The organism is Anabaena sp. 54 (assembly GCF_017355725.1).
Lineage (GTDB): Bacteria > Cyanobacteriota > Cyanobacteriia > Cyanobacteriales > Nostocaceae > Dolichospermum > Dolichospermum heterosporum.
Genome location: NZ_JAAVWA010000005.1, coordinates 141209 through 157736, shown reverse-complemented (window position 1 = coordinate 157736; position 16528 = coordinate 141209). Strand labels below are relative to the sequence as shown.

Annotated in this window: 24 protein-coding genes and 1 riboswitch; of the genes, 11 read left to right on the top strand and 13 right to left on the bottom strand. The window is 37.3% G+C overall.

What is annotated here, in order from left to right; all coding sequences use genetic code 11:
• Positions 1-279 precede the first annotated feature (279 nt).
• On the bottom strand, positions 280-681 hold the full coding sequence (locus HEQ36_RS08460) for a hypothetical protein (protein ID WP_053541033.1): 402 nt from the start codon (positions 679-681) through the stop codon (positions 280-282).
• A gap of 5 nt (positions 682-686) precedes the next feature.
• A complete protein-coding gene (locus tag HEQ36_RS08455) occupies positions 687-899 on the bottom strand; it encodes a hypothetical protein (protein WP_027402869.1) in 213 nt (70 codons plus the stop codon).
• Positions 900-918: 19 nt separating this feature from the next.
• Here HEQ36_RS08455 and HEQ36_RS08450 point away from each other — a divergent pair, with 19 nt between their 5' ends.
• Both HEQ36_RS08450 and HEQ36_RS08445 read left to right on the top strand, forming a co-directional pair.
• Entirely contained in the window at positions 919-1146 is a 228-nt protein-coding gene (locus HEQ36_RS08450) for a hypothetical protein (protein WP_168635960.1), read from the top strand.
• Between the two features lie 431 nt (positions 1147-1577).
• The gene (locus HEQ36_RS08445) at positions 1578-2825 is read left to right on the top strand and encodes an OFA family MFS transporter (RefSeq protein ID WP_168635961.1); all 1248 of its coding nucleotides are present in this window, start codon (positions 1578-1580) and stop codon (positions 2823-2825) included.
• 161 nt (positions 2826-2986) lie between these two features.
• Here HEQ36_RS08445 and HEQ36_RS08440 read toward each other — a convergent pair whose 3' ends face one another.
• From HEQ36_RS08440 to HEQ36_RS08420, 5 genes are all read right to left on the bottom strand, one after another.
• A complete protein-coding gene (locus tag HEQ36_RS08440; RefSeq protein WP_233455467.1) occupies positions 2987-3160 on the bottom strand; it encodes a hypothetical protein in 174 nt (57 codons plus the stop codon).
• Positions 3123-3530, bottom strand: a complete 408-nt coding sequence (locus HEQ36_RS08435) for a hypothetical protein (protein WP_168635726.1) — start codon at positions 3528-3530, stop codon at positions 3123-3125. Before HEQ36_RS08435 ends, HEQ36_RS08440 begins: the two co-directional genes overlap by 38 nt.
• A 222-nt stretch (positions 3531-3752) precedes the next feature.
• On the bottom strand, positions 3753-4013 hold the full coding sequence (locus HEQ36_RS08430) for a hypothetical protein (RefSeq protein ID WP_168635963.1): 261 nt from the start codon (positions 4011-4013) through the stop codon (positions 3753-3755).
• Between the two features lie 135 nt (positions 4014-4148).
• Positions 4149-4493 carry a type II toxin-antitoxin system PemK/MazF family toxin gene (locus HEQ36_RS08425; RefSeq protein ID WP_168635964.1) on the bottom strand — a complete coding sequence of 115 codons (345 nt, stop codon included), beginning with the start codon at positions 4491-4493 and terminating at the stop codon, positions 4149-4151.
• Entirely contained in the window at positions 4486-4677 is a 192-nt protein-coding gene (locus tag HEQ36_RS08420) for a hypothetical protein (protein ID WP_168635965.1), read from the bottom strand. Before HEQ36_RS08420 ends, HEQ36_RS08425 begins: the two co-directional genes overlap by 8 nt.
• A 43-nt stretch (positions 4678-4720) precedes the next feature.
• On the opposite strand from HEQ36_RS08420, the gene HEQ36_RS08415 reads away from it, so the two are divergent.
• Positions 4721-4921, top strand: coding sequence for a hypothetical protein (locus HEQ36_RS08415; RefSeq protein WP_168635966.1), 201 nt, complete (start codon positions 4721-4723; stop codon positions 4919-4921).
• Positions 4922-4926: 5 nt separating this feature from the next.
• Here the strand turns inward: HEQ36_RS08415 and HEQ36_RS08410 are convergent, their stop codons facing one another.
• Together HEQ36_RS08410 and HEQ36_RS08405 are read right to left on the bottom strand one after the other, a co-directional pair.
• Positions 4927-6678 (bottom strand): DUF262 domain-containing protein, encoded by a 1752-nt coding sequence (locus HEQ36_RS08410; RefSeq protein WP_168635967.1) that lies wholly within the window; start codon positions 6676-6678, stop codon positions 4927-4929.
• 107 nt (positions 6679-6785) lie between these two features.
• Positions 6786-7679, bottom strand: coding sequence for a hypothetical protein (locus tag HEQ36_RS08405; RefSeq protein WP_168635968.1), 894 nt, complete (start codon positions 7677-7679; stop codon positions 6786-6788).
• 178 nt (positions 7680-7857) lie between these two features.
• Between HEQ36_RS08405 and HEQ36_RS08400 the strand changes: the two genes are divergently transcribed.
• Both HEQ36_RS08400 and HEQ36_RS08395 read left to right on the top strand, forming a co-directional pair.
• Positions 7858-8106: a hypothetical protein gene (locus HEQ36_RS08400; protein WP_053541040.1), complete on the top strand. Its 249-nt coding sequence runs from the start codon at positions 7858-7860 to the stop codon at positions 8104-8106.
• Positions 8096-8509 carry a putative toxin-antitoxin system toxin component, PIN family gene (locus HEQ36_RS08395; RefSeq protein ID WP_053541041.1) on the top strand — a complete coding sequence of 138 codons (414 nt, stop codon included), beginning with the start codon at positions 8096-8098 and terminating at the stop codon, positions 8507-8509. The genes HEQ36_RS08400 and HEQ36_RS08395 overlap by 11 nt, the downstream gene beginning before the upstream one ends.
• A gap of 89 nt (positions 8510-8598) precedes the next feature.
• Here the strand turns inward: HEQ36_RS08395 and thiC are convergent, their stop codons facing one another.
• The 3 genes from thiC to HEQ36_RS08380 all read right to left on the bottom strand — a co-directional run bounded on the left by thiC (position 8599) and on the right by HEQ36_RS08380 (position 11385).
• Complete coding sequence (gene thiC, locus HEQ36_RS08390) at positions 8599-9972, bottom strand: phosphomethylpyrimidine synthase (protein WP_015078229.1); 1374 nt, start codon at positions 9970-9972, stop codon at positions 8599-8601.
• Between the two features lie 7 nt (positions 9973-9979).
• Positions 9980-10076, bottom strand: a riboswitch (TPP riboswitch).
• Between the two features lie 227 nt (positions 10077-10303).
• Positions 10304-10777 carry a DUF2726 domain-containing protein gene (locus tag HEQ36_RS08385; RefSeq protein WP_168635969.1) on the bottom strand — a complete coding sequence of 158 codons (474 nt, stop codon included), beginning with the start codon at positions 10775-10777 and terminating at the stop codon, positions 10304-10306.
• Entirely contained in the window at positions 10777-11385 is a 609-nt protein-coding gene (locus HEQ36_RS08380) for a hypothetical protein (RefSeq protein ID WP_168635970.1), read from the bottom strand. The genes HEQ36_RS08385 and HEQ36_RS08380 overlap by 1 nt, the downstream gene beginning before the upstream one ends.
• Before the next feature lie 275 nt (positions 11386-11660).
• On the opposite strand from HEQ36_RS08380, the gene HEQ36_RS08375 reads away from it, so the two are divergent.
• From HEQ36_RS08375 to psbN, 5 genes are all read left to right on the top strand, one after another.
• Entirely contained in the window at positions 11661-12086 is a 426-nt protein-coding gene (locus tag HEQ36_RS08375; RefSeq protein ID WP_015078232.1) for a GxxExxY protein, read from the top strand.
• A 379-nt stretch (positions 12087-12465) separates the two neighbouring features.
• A complete protein-coding gene (psbH, locus tag HEQ36_RS08370; protein ID WP_015078233.1) occupies positions 12466-12669 on the top strand; it encodes a photosystem II reaction center protein PsbH in 204 nt (67 codons plus the stop codon).
• A gap of 155 nt (positions 12670-12824) precedes the next feature.
• Positions 12825-13085: a TatA/E family twin arginine-targeting protein translocase gene (locus tag HEQ36_RS08365; RefSeq protein ID WP_015078234.1), complete on the top strand. Its 261-nt coding sequence runs from the start codon at positions 12825-12827 to the stop codon at positions 13083-13085.
• Complete coding sequence (gene pth / locus HEQ36_RS08360) at positions 13082-13726, top strand: aminoacyl-tRNA hydrolase (protein ID WP_053541046.1); 645 nt, start codon at positions 13082-13084, stop codon at positions 13724-13726. The genes HEQ36_RS08365 and pth overlap by 4 nt, the downstream gene beginning before the upstream one ends.
• 123 nt (positions 13727-13849) lie before the next feature.
• The gene (psbN, locus tag HEQ36_RS08355; RefSeq protein ID WP_027402855.1) at positions 13850-13987 is read left to right on the top strand and encodes a photosystem II reaction center protein PsbN; all 138 of its coding nucleotides are present in this window, start codon (positions 13850-13852) and stop codon (positions 13985-13987) included.
• 77 nt (positions 13988-14064) lie between these two features.
• On the opposite strand, the gene HEQ36_RS08350 is transcribed toward psbN, so the two are convergent.
• Positions 14065-15051 carry a glycosyltransferase gene (locus HEQ36_RS08350; RefSeq protein ID WP_168635971.1) on the bottom strand — a complete coding sequence of 329 codons (987 nt, stop codon included), beginning with the start codon at positions 15049-15051 and terminating at the stop codon, positions 14065-14067.
• Between the two features lie 109 nt (positions 15052-15160).
• Here HEQ36_RS08350 and HEQ36_RS08345 point away from each other — a divergent pair, with 109 nt between their 5' ends.
• Positions 15161-16360: an argininosuccinate synthase gene (locus tag HEQ36_RS08345; protein WP_168635972.1), complete on the top strand. Its 1200-nt coding sequence runs from the start codon at positions 15161-15163 to the stop codon at positions 16358-16360.
• Positions 16361-16528 lie beyond the last annotated feature (168 nt).

The window sequence follows — 16528 nt, the reverse complement described above, 5'->3', positions numbered from 1 at the left end:
TAGGAATTTTAATTGTAAAGGTAATTGGGAAATAGATGACAAGAGAGGATCAATATATAATGGGTCTTGTCCAGACGGAAAGCTAATTAAATAACTATACTTTGAAACATATAAAATAACCATACCTTGAGGATGTCTTGCCAAATTTGAGAGGATGTTAGTATTGAGTACATATTGATAGGTCAATGAAGCGCAGTGCGATCGCACTCCTCAAAATCATCCTACAAGCGATCGCCTTACCTATGAGACACTACCAATAACGATACATGAGAGATTTTGTTAGGATTTAGGTTTGATTTCAAATTCAAGTTTTGAACGATAGAAAGAAACATCAAATTCCATAAAAAAGTTAGTTTGTCCCAAAATTAAAGGTGCATTTGGTTTACTCACCCATGCAAAAGCCAATCTAACTGAGGGAAATTCACCTATTTCAGCATTTGCGAAAAATGGCATTGCTGCTTGACTGATATTACCTGCTAATTGGATAATGGCTTTGCTTTCATCCCATACTCCGCCTAATTGAAGACCTATTTCATAAGGTAAAACGTTGATAGTCGCACCACTATCTACTAAACCAATTGCTTCTACTATTTGATCTCCTCGACGCAAAACTAATAGAACTCTTGGTAAACTATCAAATTCGTTTTGGCTGGGGTGGCTTGTTGAATACTTAAACCGCATAAAATTTAATCATTATAAATTGATTGATTTAGTGCTTCCATGAGAATTTCTCCTGCACCAAAGTTATTATAAGGCGTTGGTAGGTGATATGTTTTAAAGGGTTCTAATGGAGAAATGTCTTCAGCAGTGTCCAAATCTTCCGCAAGGATGCGAATTAATTTGAGTTTTTCTGGTGCTGAAAGTTGTTTAATTGACGGAAGTAACTCGGTTAATGTCATATTTTCCTACTGGATGTGTTTGAGATATGTAGAGTCAGAATTATCTTATTCTATTTTATCTAATAGCGATACCTTCGGTGCGCTTCGCTATCGCACTCCCCAAAATCAAGGTCGTCCACCGGAAAAGGCAATTCTTGCCAGTCGTCTGATTAACCGTCCACTTCGTCCTTTATTCCCCTCATGGTTGCGGGATGATTTGCAAGTTAGTAGTTTTGCTTTCTTTGAAGTTCCACAACGAAAACAATGAAAGGCGATCACTTCTTTAAATCGAAACTGGTGTAAAGGACTACGAGGAGAATATTCCTTCTCAATTTGTGATAGAATAGGTTTCACTAAATTACCTCAGTAACAGTTATATTTTTGTTTAATTGATTAGATTGTTACCAGTTTCAACCTAATAAAGATTTTTAACGACAATTATCTTAACCTTCTGCTACAGGTGCTTTCGCCAAAAAATAATGAGCAGTTTGGGAAATTCCGTCAAACTGCCAAAAAATATATCATTACTAACTTTCCTCACTACTCAATCTTTGTAACAACTCTTCACGGGATAAATTAGGATAAATTACCCAAAGAAAGAAGTAACTGAGTTGGTGTTAATTTAGCCAAAAAGTGAGATACTAGAAAAAAATTATTTCCCTTATTCACATAACAACACCCTTATTCACATAACAACAAATGGAAAAAGTACAATTGTTCGGTATGCCTGCTGAGAAAGGGCGATGGATACTGATACCTCTAAGTATCACTATCCTGCTGTGCTTGGGTACAGTTTATTCTTGGAGTATTTTTAGAAAACCTTTAGAAAAACTTCTCAATGTAGGTGCCACTGATAGCCTGTTGCCATTTACTGTGCTGTTGGTTGTCTTCGCAATTTTAATGCCAATCACTGGCTTTTATATCAATCGTTTTGATACTCGTCTGATTACAGGTGTTGGTGGGTTAATTACGGCATTAGGTTATATTCTCTCTAGTTTGGGTGGCAATATTCCCACACTAACTATTACCTATGGTGTAATTGCTGGTATGGGTGTGGGTATCGCTTACGGTGTACCGTTGGCTGTGGTAGCTAAGTGGTTTCCCGATAAAAAAGGTTTGGCTGTTGGTGCTACTGTGATTGGGTTTGGTTTGTCACCTTTAATTACTGCACCTTTGGCAAAGTTTCTGATAGATGCTTTTGGAGTTCGGCAAACTTTTGTAATTTTAGGTATTGCTTTTGCAGCTATTATTACCGCTATTTCTACTGTCCTCACAACTCCTCCCCAAGGTTGGCAACCGGAAGGATGGACTCCACCTGTAGCTGTTCAAGCAAATTCTCATACTAAAACTTCAGGATCAATTCTTCAGACTTCCAGTTTTTATGGCTTGTGGTTTTGTTATAGCATTGGTTCTTTTGCCGGACTGGCAGCTATTGGTATTTCTAGTCCTCTAGCACAGGAAATTATTAAATTGGATGCAGCAACAGCCGCAAATACAGTCTCCCTGTTCGCTGTCTTTAATGGTGCAGGGCGGTTATTTTTTGGGTGGTTCACAGACAAATTTACGCCAAAATTGGCGGCAATTGTTTCCTTTGTTTTGATTTTGATTGCCTCGATTATGATGCTGAGTGCTGGAAAGGGAAGTGTACTAACTTATATAGTCGCTTTTTCGCTATTTTACTTGGCTTTGGGGGGTTGGTTAGCGATCGCTCCTACTTCCACTTTAATCATATTTCAACCCCAAGACTACGCCAAAAATTACGGTATTGTCTTCACTGCTTACGGTATGGGGGCTTTGGGTGGAACTTTATTAGCTGGCAAAATTAGGGACATTTTCGGCAGTTACACTAATTTCTTTTATCCAACTGCGGGATTAGCAATTGTGGGAATTATCTTGGCTGTATTCACGCTGAAACGCAATTCTACCAGTGCCGATTTAGTAACATAATTTGTTCGTTTTCGATATCCCCTCTTGGATTGTGCTTTCCACAATTTATATTGGGAAAGTACCCACCTTCCTATATCAGTTTATTACTGATAACCCATAATTAGATTTTAGATCCCCGACTTCTTCAAGAAATCGGGGGTCTTTTTGTTTCGTAAATCCCCTCAAACTTCCTCATTCCCCAATCTTTGCAACAATTCTTCACGGGATAAATTACCCAAAGAAAGAAGTAACTGAGTACGTTCAGAAATAGGAAATTTAGCAATCTTTTCCACCAAACCAGATAACTCAGCATCCAAACTACCAAAACGCCCTTCCAGAAGAGAAGTTATCAACAAAAGTTGTCCTTCTTGCTTTCCTTCTTGCTTCCAGTCTTCTATTTGTTGTAAATAAGCCGGTGATAAGTTCATAATTAATTACTTCCTCTTCTTCCCTACTTAAATTATCTCTCAATTCTAAATTCTTGCGCCAGTCCGCTAAAATTTCTAACAAATTCTCTCGAAAAGGGTTATTTTCTGGTAATTCAGTTAATTCCTCTACCGCTCTTTTTTGTGTTCCTCCTTTCCCCAAAACTCTCAACCATAATGTATCCTCATTTTCTGGTAATTGATGAATAACAACTATTGCTGTTTTCAGAATATTCGGCAGAAAATAAACACCTTCAATCCAATCTTCTACAATTTCATTTGCACCTAAACCCGCAATCATCCGAGATGAAAAAGTTGGTGTTAAAATCCATAAAATCGGTAATTCTGATTCAGCAATATTTCTGTTTTCGCGTTTTGCTTTCCTAACTACATCACCATGAACGGCATATAATTTAAGTAAACAACGATGACTAAGATTTTAAGGTATTGGTAACTTGAGGATTACCATTAATAATGTAGCTACAGTGATTAGTATCGAGCAAATAAGACATAGTAACAGAAATTAAAACTGCGTTTGGGAACGGGTTTCTTCAACTAAACGCAGACAATCTTCAAGATCATCACCATGCCAAGTTCCAGCATAATGTAGTAAATCACCTGCTTTTTTACCTCGCTTGATGGGGGAAATACGACGTAATGGGCGTTGATTTACGGTGCTTTTTTCCTGAATAGAGTCGAGAAAATCATTAACTAAGGAAAGCTGTTCTGGTGGTAGTTGGGATATCTGTTGTTCAATCTTTTGATGTAGTTCTAAATAAGTCATTTGTGCCTCGTTTTCATAGGAAGAATGGGGATGATTTTATTTTATCTCTTTATTTTACAGCGATTCCTTCGGTGCGCTTCGCTATCGCACTCCCAAAAATCACACAAGCACTAAATTATCAATTTGCTGCACAGACTACTCATCATCATCTTGAACATTTTCTTCGTCAAATCCCAGCCAAAATAGTAGAACCTGTTCTAATTCCAGCATTTGTTCTGGTGTTATGTTTCCCAATTTGCGTAAAAGCTTTGCATGAGGAATTGTGATGATATTTTGCACATCAAATACTCCTTCCCGAAGAAAATTTGTTTTGACTTGCACCTCAAATCTTGAACCACGTGAACTGGTTGTGTGTGGTACGAGAGTAGCTAATGCACGATCTTGATCTAGTGCAGGAATACTAATTACTAAACATGGTCTAACTTTTGCCACATAACCTAAATCTACTAGCCAAACTTCTCCACGTTCAGGACTACTCATACTCCGCTTCTTCCTCATCTAAATCAAGAAAAAGTCCCTCAGCATTCATGACTAAATCTTCATCAGATAAGGGAGAAAAATCTAAATCAACTGTCCGCTTTAAAATTTCTAACACCAAATCTAACCGTTCTAAGTCTGTCAAGCGGTCGAATGTATTCAGAAGTTCTTGTACTAAAGCAGTCATAGCTTTTTTCCTATATATGGAGATATTATAACATGAGCTTGATATGGCATTCCCAAAATCATCCTACAAGCGATCGCATTCCCAAAATCACCTTACAAGCGATCGCATTCCCAAAATCATCCTACAAGCGATTGCACTTCCTAAAATCACATTACAAGCGATCGCACTTCCTAAAATCACATTACAAGCGATCACTATCTTTACCATAAGTGATCGCTACCACAATCGTACTGTAAAATTTTAAAATTGCTATTTCAGTAGATTTTGCAATGCAGTTTTCAACTTATTCCTTCTATTTTCAAAAAAATCTTCAAAATCTTTAAATTCAAGACTTTGATTTATATCAATATAGTTATCTGTCAAAAATTTATCTTTATCTGGTTGATTTAAAAGCCAATCTTTAAACGGTGTAGCGTTTTTGCTGTTGTTCTCTCTCCCTTCCATAAGTTGCAAGTTGGGTAGTTTATCTCTAAGTTCCTGAAAATTTTTATGTTTTTCAACTTCAATATTATTTGTTCTTAGTTTAGCATCAGTAAACTGTGATGCTGGATGTATATGGTCTTGATGAAAATCTACCTGCGAAAATTTTAGATTTGGATATAAAAATGATAAAATTAGAAACGCATAATTACCTTTTGTATATTCAAGAAAATCCTCTATATCTTCATCAGTCACTTTTAATGATCTATTTGATGGTAGTTTTGTTGCTGAAATTTCTGCAAATGAAAAATCATTACTTTTCAGAATATAATCATTTGTTGACTCATCTTTTTGTGATAATGAAGCTCTGAGATTTGTCAATACTGTATCTCCTTGACTACCAAATACATTTTTAAGTAAAGAATGGAATAAGAATTTTTTAATGTCGTTTTTCGTTTGTGAATTTACATTACCACCTTTTACTATGTAATAAGAAATTGGTATTATTACATTTTGAGATGCAAGGGTAAATTTGCTTAATCCATACTCCACAAGCAAATCAACTGTTTTAGATATTGCCTTTTTTATTTTTTTCCAATCCGTTTTAATTTTTATAACATTTTCAGTCTTAAAACTGCTAACGTTAAAAATAACAGAGCAATCTGTTAACATTAAGCAACTTCTCATTACGAAGTCGTTGTCAAAACTAAAGCCATTACCCTTTTTATTTATGCTGGCAATAAATTTTTCAATTTCATCTCTTCCATCCTCCCAATTTGCAACAATAGTAGAGAATAATAGGTCTGTTTTTGACAATATAGTTCCACCACTATTAACACGAATAAATATTTTTAAAATATTGTCTAAGTCCTGTTCTTCTATCTTGAAATAGTTTATTAATTTTTCGCTAACAATTCTTGAATGAAGGTTTCTGAGTGTCCCTTTAATTCTAAGTCTAATTGAGCTTTCATTTAACTTAGATGTAACGTCTGCGTTTTTAACGTTATCAGCAAGAAGTTCTTCATAGCATTCATCAATAAGAGGGTCTCTTGTCCATTTGAGAACTTCTCTAACGCTAAACCAAAGTTTATTTTCGTTACGCTCTATGGATTCTTCATCAGTAATAAAATGAAAAGAATAATTTAACTCATTATCTTCATCATTATGCACTTCACTTAAAAGATTTATAAATAGTGTTTTCTCAGGAAAATCACTATCCTTATTACCTCTTGTATATGGTTTTTTAACACAATATGTACCTTGTAAAGCTAGATATATTGAGCTTAATCGCTGTTGTCCATCTAAAACTCCAATAATTTGATCTTTCATTTTAGGATATGGTGTTTTATCATTAAGATACCTATCTCTTTCGTGGTAGTTTTGAAGAAATTTATAAAAAACATATTCATCAATTTCAGGTCTATTTAAAAACCAAAAAAGAAATGTCCCAATAGGATAACCACGTAGAATAGAATCAAATAACTTCTCAATCTGCTCTTGTTTCCAAACAAATTTTCTTTGTATTGCAGGTAGATACATTTCATTATTGTCAATTTTATCAATCACTTGCTTAATTGTCATCGTCTCGTAACTCATTGCATAATCTCCGTAGTGCTAACCCTTGGTTCTTGTCAAACAAAAATCAGCAGTTTGGGAAATATCCTCAAACTGCCAAAAAATATACTACCCTAAATTTCCTCATTCCGCAATCTTTGTAACAATTCCTTACGGGATAAATTACCCAAAGAAAGAAGTAACTGAGTGCGTTCAGAAATAGGAATATTAGCAATCTTTTCCACCAAACCAGATAACTCAGCATCTAAACTACCAAAACGCCCTTCCAGAAGAGAAGTTATCAAAGAAAATCGTTCCTCTTGCTTCCAATCTTCTATTTGTTGTAAATAAGCTGGTGATAAGTTCATAATTACTTCCTCTTCTTCCCTACTTAAATTATCTCTCAATTCTAAATTCTTGCGCCAGTCCGCTAAAATTTCTAACAAATTTTCTCGAAAAGGGTTATTTTCTGGTAACTCAGTTAACTCCTCAACTGCTCTTTTTTGTGTTCCTCCTTTCCCCAAAACTCTCAACCATAATGTATCCTCATTTTCTGGTAATTGATGAATTACAACTATTGCTGTTTTCAGAATATTCGGCAGAAAATAAACACCTTTAACCCAATCTTCTACAATTTCAGTTGCACCTAAACCCGCAATCATCCGAGATGAAAAAGTTGGTGTTAAAATCCATAAAATCGGTAATTCTGATTCAGCAATATTTCTGTTTTCGCGTTTTGCTTTCCTAACTACATCGCCATGAACAGCATATAATTTAAGTAAACAACTGCGAATTTCTATTTCCGATGGTGGATTGCGAAAAGGCTCAAATAAACATTGAGTTTTTGCCATCTTCCCTAACAAACCTAAAGGGAGATTTTCCTGAGTTTGATCAGAAAATGGTTCAAACCAAACATCAATTTCTTGAACTTCACTTTTAACCTTTTCACTTTTTTTAATTGTTCCTAAAGGTGTTAATAATTCCTCTAGATATTCCTTAGCGAATTGATCATGGGATTGTCGAGTCATTTGATTATATCAAAAATTACACTAAACATGAAAAATATTGTATAATAATTATTATACTACCGAAAGCATAGTTTGAAAAGTGGTTTACCCCCACAAGTTAAACTAATTCACAAAAATCGGCAGCAATTCAAAAATTAGATTATAATTGTCGAATAGGAAGAATAAAAATGGTAAAAATATGAATACGATACAAGAAATAATCATCAAAGTACCATCAAATATTGCTGAAGCTTATCGTCGCAGCACTAAGGAAGAACAGGAACAAATTCAGCTAAAGTTAGCATTAATTATGGAGTCAAATTTATTAAAAAATAGTAAAGAAGCACTTCAAAAACTTAGAAACACAATGGATAAAGCTAGTCAAGAGGCACAAGCTAATGGTTTAACTTCTGAAATTTTAGAATCTATTTTGCAAGATGATAAATAAACGCCGCTTTGTATTTGATACAAATGTTTTCGTAAGTGCATTTTTATTTAGTCAAAGTAAACCACGTCAGGCATTAAATAAAGCTCAAGATGTAGGTATTATCTTGTTAAGTGCTGCTGTTTTTGCCGAGTTACAAGAAGTTTTATCAAGACCAAAATTCAACCGTTATATTACCTTAGAAAGACGGAGGGAATTAATAGATAATTTAGTAGAAACTATCGAGTTTATTAATATTACTGAACAAATCAGTGAATGTCGAGATCCTAAAGATAATAAATACCTAGAATTAGCTGTGAGTGGCAAAGCTCAATGTATTATTACAGGTGATGAAGATTTGCTTATTCTTCACCCATTTAAACAGATTGATATTTTATCGGTTCAGAAATTTTTGGATGAAATTTAATTTGTTCACTTGCAGATTTTTACATTTTAATATTGATGTCCTCAGATCCCCGACTTCTTCAAGAAGTCGGGGATCTTGTTGTTCACTAATTAACCTTGAGCTACAGGTTCTTTCGCCAAAAACTTCTCCAATTCTGTCAAAGCATCAGCATCAACCTTAGTCTGCATTGGACAGAATTTAGGTCCACACATAGAACAAAACTCAGCAGTTTTATAGATATCTGCTGGTAAAGTTTCGTCGTGATATTCCTTCGCTCTTTCGGGGTCTAAAGATAACTCAAATTGACGATTCCAGTCGAAATTATAGCGAGCTTTAGAAAGTTCATCATCTCTATCTCTAGCACCAGGGCGATGTCTCGCAATATCCGCAGCATGAGCCGCAATTTTATACGCAATTAAGCCATTCCGCACATCTTCAGCATCAGGTAAACCTAAATGTTCTTTAGGTGTCACATAACATAACATTGCTGTTCCATACCAGCCCGCCATAGCTGCCCCAATAGCTGAGGTAATATGATCATAACCAGGGGCAATATCTGTCACCAAAGGACCGAGAACATAGAAAGGAGCTTCCGAACACTCTTCCATTTGTTTACGGACATTGAATTCAATTTGATCCATAGGAACGTGACCAGGACCTTCCACCATGACTTGCACATCATGTTCCCAGGCTTTGCGGGTGAGATTTCCCAGAGTTTTCAGTTCCGCCAACTGGGCTTCATCTGAGGCATCATGGGTACATCCGGGGCGCAGGGAGTCGCCCAAACTGAAAGAAACATCATATCTTTTGAAAATCTCAATGATGTCGTTAAAATGGGTATAGAGGGGGTTTTGTTTGTGGTGATGCAACATCCACCGCGCCAAAATTCCGCCACCACGAGAAACAATCCCTGTCAGACGGTTTCTGACTAAAGGTAAATGTTCAATCAAAATTCCCGCGTGGATAGTTTGATAGTCTACCCCTTGCTGGGCGTGTTTTTCGATGATGTGGAGAAAATCGTCAGCGGTGAGATTTTCGATAGTGCCGTGAACGCTTTCTAAAGCTTGGTAAACTGGTACTGTACCAATGGGAACAGGTGAAGCATTGATAATTGCGGTACGAATTTCATCTAAATTACCGCCACCTGTGGACAAATCCATCACGGTATCAGCACCGTATTTTACCGCCAGGTTGAGTTTATCAACTTCTTCCTGCAAGTTAGAAGAGTTGGGAGAAGCACCGATATTGGCGTTAACTTTACAACTAGAAGCGATACCAATGGCCATCGGTTCTAAGTTAGTATGATTAATATTCGCAGGGATAATCATCCGTCCCCGTGCCACTTCAGCGCGGATAAGTTCAGCAGGCAGCTTTTCCCGCTTCGCTACATAATCCATTTCTTCAGTAATCACACCCTGACGAGCGTAGTGCATTTGCGATACGTTAGCTTGTCCACGTCGCTTGGCTACCCATTCTGTCCGCATATTACAATCCTCAAATAAACAGCTTCCCTCCGCTGGTATTATCCAGACTCAGGTGTTAAGGGTTTGATCTCAGCTTGGTTTCCCAAGCACCCCTAGCATGGTGTAGATTGTAGCATTTTGGTGATGATTGGAGGGAGGGGGATGATAAATCGTGAAGATATGGGGAAAGGAGGATTTGTAGTTGGTTACACAAACCGTCTAGGGTTGAAACCCCAGGCTAATAGCCAAACTCCGTTAAAACGGACTCAAATCTTTTCTTTTTTCAGTCGTCTTGAGACGACTTTTGTTATTAGCCTTGCACTTCAGTGCTAGGCGGGTAAGTTAGCAATTACTATGCTATAGCTAGAAGGTTAGAAAAATTAGATGGTTCGCAATAGTTTCTAATTAAGGCTTTGGCATTTTCGCGTTTTTCGCCTGTGAATAAATTAAATATTACTTCTTCATTTTGATAGTAAAGATGTAATAATCCAAAGTCTTTAATTCTTGAATAAATTAGGGGAACTCCTGCTAAGGTTAGTAAATGTAATTTTTTATTATCACGCTCTCTTGCGTCATGAGAATCATGATATGTAGATTGAAATTCTACAACTAAACAAGGTTTATAGTCTTTGTTTGTGATCAGAGCATCTACACTGGAGCTAAAGAAGAAGTTTCTGAGTTTAATATCAAGGCTGCTACCTAATTCACAAAATGAGCATAAGCTAACCTGTGTATGAATTTTATAATTCTCATCTATGCAGGTTTGGAGAAACTCTAACATTCTTTCTTCGTAAGGATTAACCAGTCTTTTAGGTTTTACAGACATTAGTTTTTCTCCATTAATATTTTTGCAAAGTGGTAAATAAATTCTTCTAAAACTTCTCTTAATTTAATTTTGGTTTGCCAAGTATAAGGAAAAAGTTGATCTTCTTCTAAATGTACCCAGATTCCTCTTTCTTCAAAACCTATAGGAGGTTCATAATCAACAACGGTTTTAAAATAACCAATGACTTGATCATTTGTCCAGAATCCTTCATTAGCTATTTCTTCTAAAAAAAGGTCTGAATTACTTGGTAAAACCCAATATTGATCTATGAAAGGATATTTACATTCATAATATGTTATATTTAAACACAGTAAATATGGTTCCCATATATCACGAGGTAAAGAAATATATAAACCATCTTTTCTCTGTGTGAAAATTAACTGATAGCGTTTAGAACCTTTTCCAGGATTTTTAATTCGATAACCTATATATTGAGATGTTCGCTTCTCTTCAAACTTCTCATAAAAACCCAGTTTAGCTAACATACTGATAGCTAAAGATAACAAATCTTCCCCACCTTCAATTACCTGAATATTTGTTGAAACCAAACGAGGAACACCGTTTTCAACCTCAAAGCGTTGAATGACATCGTATATAATTTTTGACATTGCTTTTTCCAAAAACCTTGGCTAAGGTTCATGGAAATATCATAAACCCTTTTTTCTAAAATTACAAGAGTCTTGGCTAAGATTTTTGGATTTTATGGAAAAGGCTAATTTTCGGGCTTTTTCTTCAGAACACAGTACACATTTCTTATCAGTGTGTAAGAAGAAGTTATAATGAATACGAACCATAGAGGCACAGAGGACACGGAGGTAAGAGGTTTGGTAGAGGTGATAATTGGGTTAATTTGGTAATTAGTTGTTTTTGCAAGGATTATGTGATGAAAACGAACCGCAGAGGCGCAGAGGACGCAGAGGGAAGAGAGTTAGGAGAGGAGATGAGTTGGCTTACAGGGGAGGTTATTGGGGCTGCTATTGAGGTACACCGGGTTTTAGGTCCTGGGTTTTTGGAGGAAGTGTATAAGGAAGCACTGGTTGTTGAATTTATGATTCGGGGTATACATCATGAGGTTGAAAAGTCAATAAGCTTGACATATAAAGGACATGATGTAGGTAGAGGTAGATTAGATTTTTTAGTTGCAGACTGTTTAGTTGTAGAATTAAAAGCTGTGCAAACCCTAGCCCCCATTCACGAAGCTCAACTTCTCTCCTACCTCAAAATAACCAAGCGCACTTTAGGACTCCTCATCAACTTTAACGTTCCCCTCCTCAAAGACGGTATCAAACGCATAGCCCTCTCTCTCTAACTCTTCCCTCTGTGTACTCTGCGCCTCTGCGGTTCGTTAATTCCTCTATAACCGCATCAACACACCGAAAATCATGTATTTTTGTAAATGTGGCGAAAACCTCCGGCAATATCGCTAAACAAAGATCACAAACTGCGATAATTTAAGAACAGCTTTTGGATTCATCCATGTACCGTGAGACAACCGGGAACTTATCCACCACTGGATAAAAGCTTGGGTAATTATTCGTGACAAAGACATGAGTAAATGCGAACTGTTAAACCTGTGATTAGGTCAATCGAAAATAGGTAAGTTTAAACCAAGAATCCCCAGCCTGTAAAGGTTTGGGAATGTCTGAAAAAATTTAAAAAAGCTTTGGTAACTAATTCTTAGGTGAACTATGGCACAACGGACTAAGTTAGGAGATATTCTCAGACCCTTAAATGCTGAGTATGGTAAAGTGTCTCCAGGTTGGGGAACAACACCTTTAATGGGTGTGTTTATGGGTTTATTTTTGGTATTTCTGCTAATTATTCTCCAAGTTTATAACAAGTCTCTGTTAATTCAGGACGTGCTTGTTGATTGGCGCAGTTTAGGCGGCTAATGGCTATCCAGTCATCAAGCTGACAATTAGCATCTACCCGGCTTGTCCGGGTTTTTTTATTATGCAAAAAAATGCCTAAAAATAGCGATAAAATTAGTCTAAATCCCAAAGCTGTAGAGTAGTTGTGGCGGTTTTTCAGTCTATAGGAGAGCAAAATGAATATATTTGGTATCGGCTTACCAGAAATGGGTGTCATTATGGTAGTTGCATTATTAATCTTTGGACCGAAGAAGTTACCAGAAATTGGGCGCAGTTTGGGGAAAACGATTCGCAGTTTTCAAGAGGCCTCTAATGAATTTCAAAGCGAGTTCAAAAAAGAATCTGAACAATTAAAAGAAACTGTGCAAACAACCGCTGAATTAGAGCATAAACATATTGAAGCTGGAAAAACCCAGTCAGAAAACGTACAAGGATGAAAGATGAAGAAGTAAAACCAATGGTTTTGGTGATTCCCCAGCTAATTGTTGGACTGGGAAATCCAGAGCCTAAATACGATCAAACTCGTCATAATATTGGCTTTGCAGCTATAGATACCCTAGCTCGTGCTTGGCAAATTTCTCTAGCTGAAAATCGCAAGTTTCAAGGAGAGTTTGGTGAAGGGAATGCAGCAGGTAAGGGTAAAGTCCGCTTGCTCAAACCCTTAACCTATATGAATCTTTCAGGACAAGCTATTCAAGCTGTGACAAATTGGTACAAAATACCGCCTGAATCAGTATTAGTAATTTATGATGATTTAGATTTACCTTTGGGCAAAACTCGCTTACGTTTATCCGGTTCTGCGGGTGGACATAATGGCATGAAAAGCATTATTTCTCATCTAAATACCCAAAATTTCCCCAGATTGCGAATTGGCATAGGTAAACCAAAGGGCGCAATAGATGGAGATAATTCTCATACTGTTTCTCATGTTTTGGGACGATTTTCCGCTGCTGAGAATAAAGTTATGTCTCAGGTTTTAAACTTTGTTGTTGAGTGTGGAGAATTTAGTTTCAAACAGGGAGTAGAAAAGGCAATGAATCTTTGCAATACTCAGAATTTTACTGGTATTGATTCTTGATGAGGGGTTGCTTGTTCACGGAAGGAGTTAGGAATCCTGACTCCTGACTTCTGGGACAATGTGCGATTAGTTAAATTTTGTAATATTCTATAAATATGGCTTTCATAATATGTATCTAAATTTATGGACTTAGAACCCGCTACGGTGCTTGGAATTGCCTTTTGCTCGGCATTGGTTGCTATTACTGGTATGGCAATTTATACATCTTTTGGACCTCCAAGTCAGGAATTAGATGATCCTTTTGATGATCACGATGATTAATAGGGTTATTAATTTAACATGATGGATCATGGTGGGCAATGCCCACCCTAATGAGCTAGGATGTATATAAATTTGATTTACTTACTTTTTGTTTCAGCATAAGCCGCATAAACACTCTTGACATTATACCAATTCAAGAAAATCCGGGCAATTTCCAAAGCCAATTGCGGTTTACCAATATTAATTACCCATTGTAAGAACGGAGACATAGTTCTTTCATTCAATAATCCGTTTACAGAAAGAATCCCCCATAGTAGACGATGAAACCAGGTCATTTGAATCATCATTTTTACTTCCCAAGTAGGATGTTTTTGATAAAACAAAACTCCCATGCGTCCCCGTTGAATTTCTTGATCAATTAACTTAGGAATTTGCTGTAAACTAAATGGTGGATGCCAGTGATACCCAACAGCTTCAGGACATTTAATTAATTTTAAACCCAAGTTTTTTAACCTAACACCTAATTCTAAATCTTCCCAACCATAAAGTTGAAAACCATTATCAAATAACCCAGCTTCTTCTAACCAATGTTTGGGAATAGCCACGTTACCCGTAGCAAAGAAAGCAGCAGAAAAATCTGTAATTTTATAAGGTTCAGCCGTAGGATTGGCGAAGTTACAAGTATTAATTACAGCACCATAAGTAAAAAAGCGATCGCGCCGTGTACCGGAGGTATCGCTCCCTAATTTCTCCCTTCCCTGTACCAAAGCATTTGTATGAGATTGGAGGAAATTAGACAAAACCACTAAATCACTATCAATAAAAATAATTGTGTCACCTTGCGCTTTTTCCACCCCTAAATTTCGCGCTGCTGCTGGACCTGCATGATTTTGTTCAAAACAGCGGACGTGGGGAAACTCATCTTTATGTAATGCTAACCAATTCAAAGTACCATCAGTAGAACCATCATCTACTAACACAACTTCATAGTCTTCTATATAAGTTTTATCGCTGAACTCCTGACTCTCCAAAGCGCGGAGGCACTTTTCCAAAATTGGTAAGCGATTATATGTAGGAATGACAATACTAAAAAACACAGTTGCACCCAAAAAACTATTACCCATATTTAGGATAAAACAAATATAGCAAAGTCACGGTTGCATAAAAAAATATCCGCTAGGCAAGTCAGATATAATAATGACTCATTCTTTGTTTTCCTAAGTGGAGAAATTCATGGGTCGCGCTAAAAAGGTTGTTCTAGCATATTCTGGTGGAGTTGATACTTCTGTTTGCATTCCCTATCTCAAGCAAGAGTGGGGAGTAGAGGAGATAATTACCCTAGCAGCAGATTTAGGTCAGGGAGATGAATTAGAACCAGTTCGAGAAAAAGCTCTTAAATCCGGTGCAAGTGAATCCTTGGTAGCGGATGTTAAGGATATATTTGTTAAAGACTACGCATTTCCGGCGATTCAAGCCAATGCGCTCTATGAAAACCGCTATCCTCTTGGTACAGCCCTGGCTCGTCCCTTGATTGCTAAGATACTGGTAGAGGCGGCTGCAAAATATGGTGCGGATGCGATCGCTCACGGTTGTACAGGTAAAGGTAACGACCAAGTACGCTTTGATGTTTCCTGTACAGCTCTCAACCCTAACCTGAAAATTCTAGCGCCAGCCAGAGAATGGGGTATGAGTCGGGAGGAAACCATCGCCTATGGTGAGAAATTTGGTATTCCTGCACCCGTGAAAAAATCCTCTCCTTTTAGTATAGATAAAAACTTGCTAGGTCGCAGTATTGAAGCTGGTACATTGGAAGACCCAGCAAACGAGCCACCGGAAGAAATTTATGAAATGACCAAAGCCATAGCTGATACTCCCAATGAACCGGAATATCTAGAAATTGGTTTCCAAAAAGGGCTTCCTACCACTATCAATGGCACATCAAAAGAGCCTGTTGAGTTAATTGAACAACTCAATAAAATCGTGGGAAATCATGGTATTGGGCGGATTGACATGATTGAAAACCGCTTAGTAGGCATCAAATCACGGGAAATCTACGAATCACCAGCCATGATAGTTTTGATTAACGCCCACCGTGACTTAGAAAGCCTCACCTTAACAGCAGATGTCACTCAGTACAAACGAGGCATAGAAGAAACCTATACCAAAATTGTATACAACGGACTTTGGTATAGTCCACTCAAAGCAGCATTAGATGCCTTTATTCAACAAACACAAGAAAGAGTTTCCGGTGTAGTGCGGTTAAAACTTTTCAAAGGTAACGCCGTCATAGTTGGGCGCTGGAGTGACAATACTCTTTACACCCCCGATTTAGCCACTTACGGCGCAGAAGATCAATTCGATCACAAAGCCGCAGAAGGCTTTATCTACGTTTGGGGACTACCTACTCGTATTTGGGCGCAGGGCAACAAGTAAAGGGTAGGGGGAGTAGGGGAGTAGGGGGAGTAGGGGGAGTAGGGGAAGTAGGGGGAGTAGGGGAGTAGGGGGAGTAGGGGAAGTAGGGGGAGTAGGGGGAGTAGGGGGAGTAGGGGAAGTAGGGGAAGTAGGGGGAGAAATTTCTTCCTCCTGAACTCCTGATAGCGC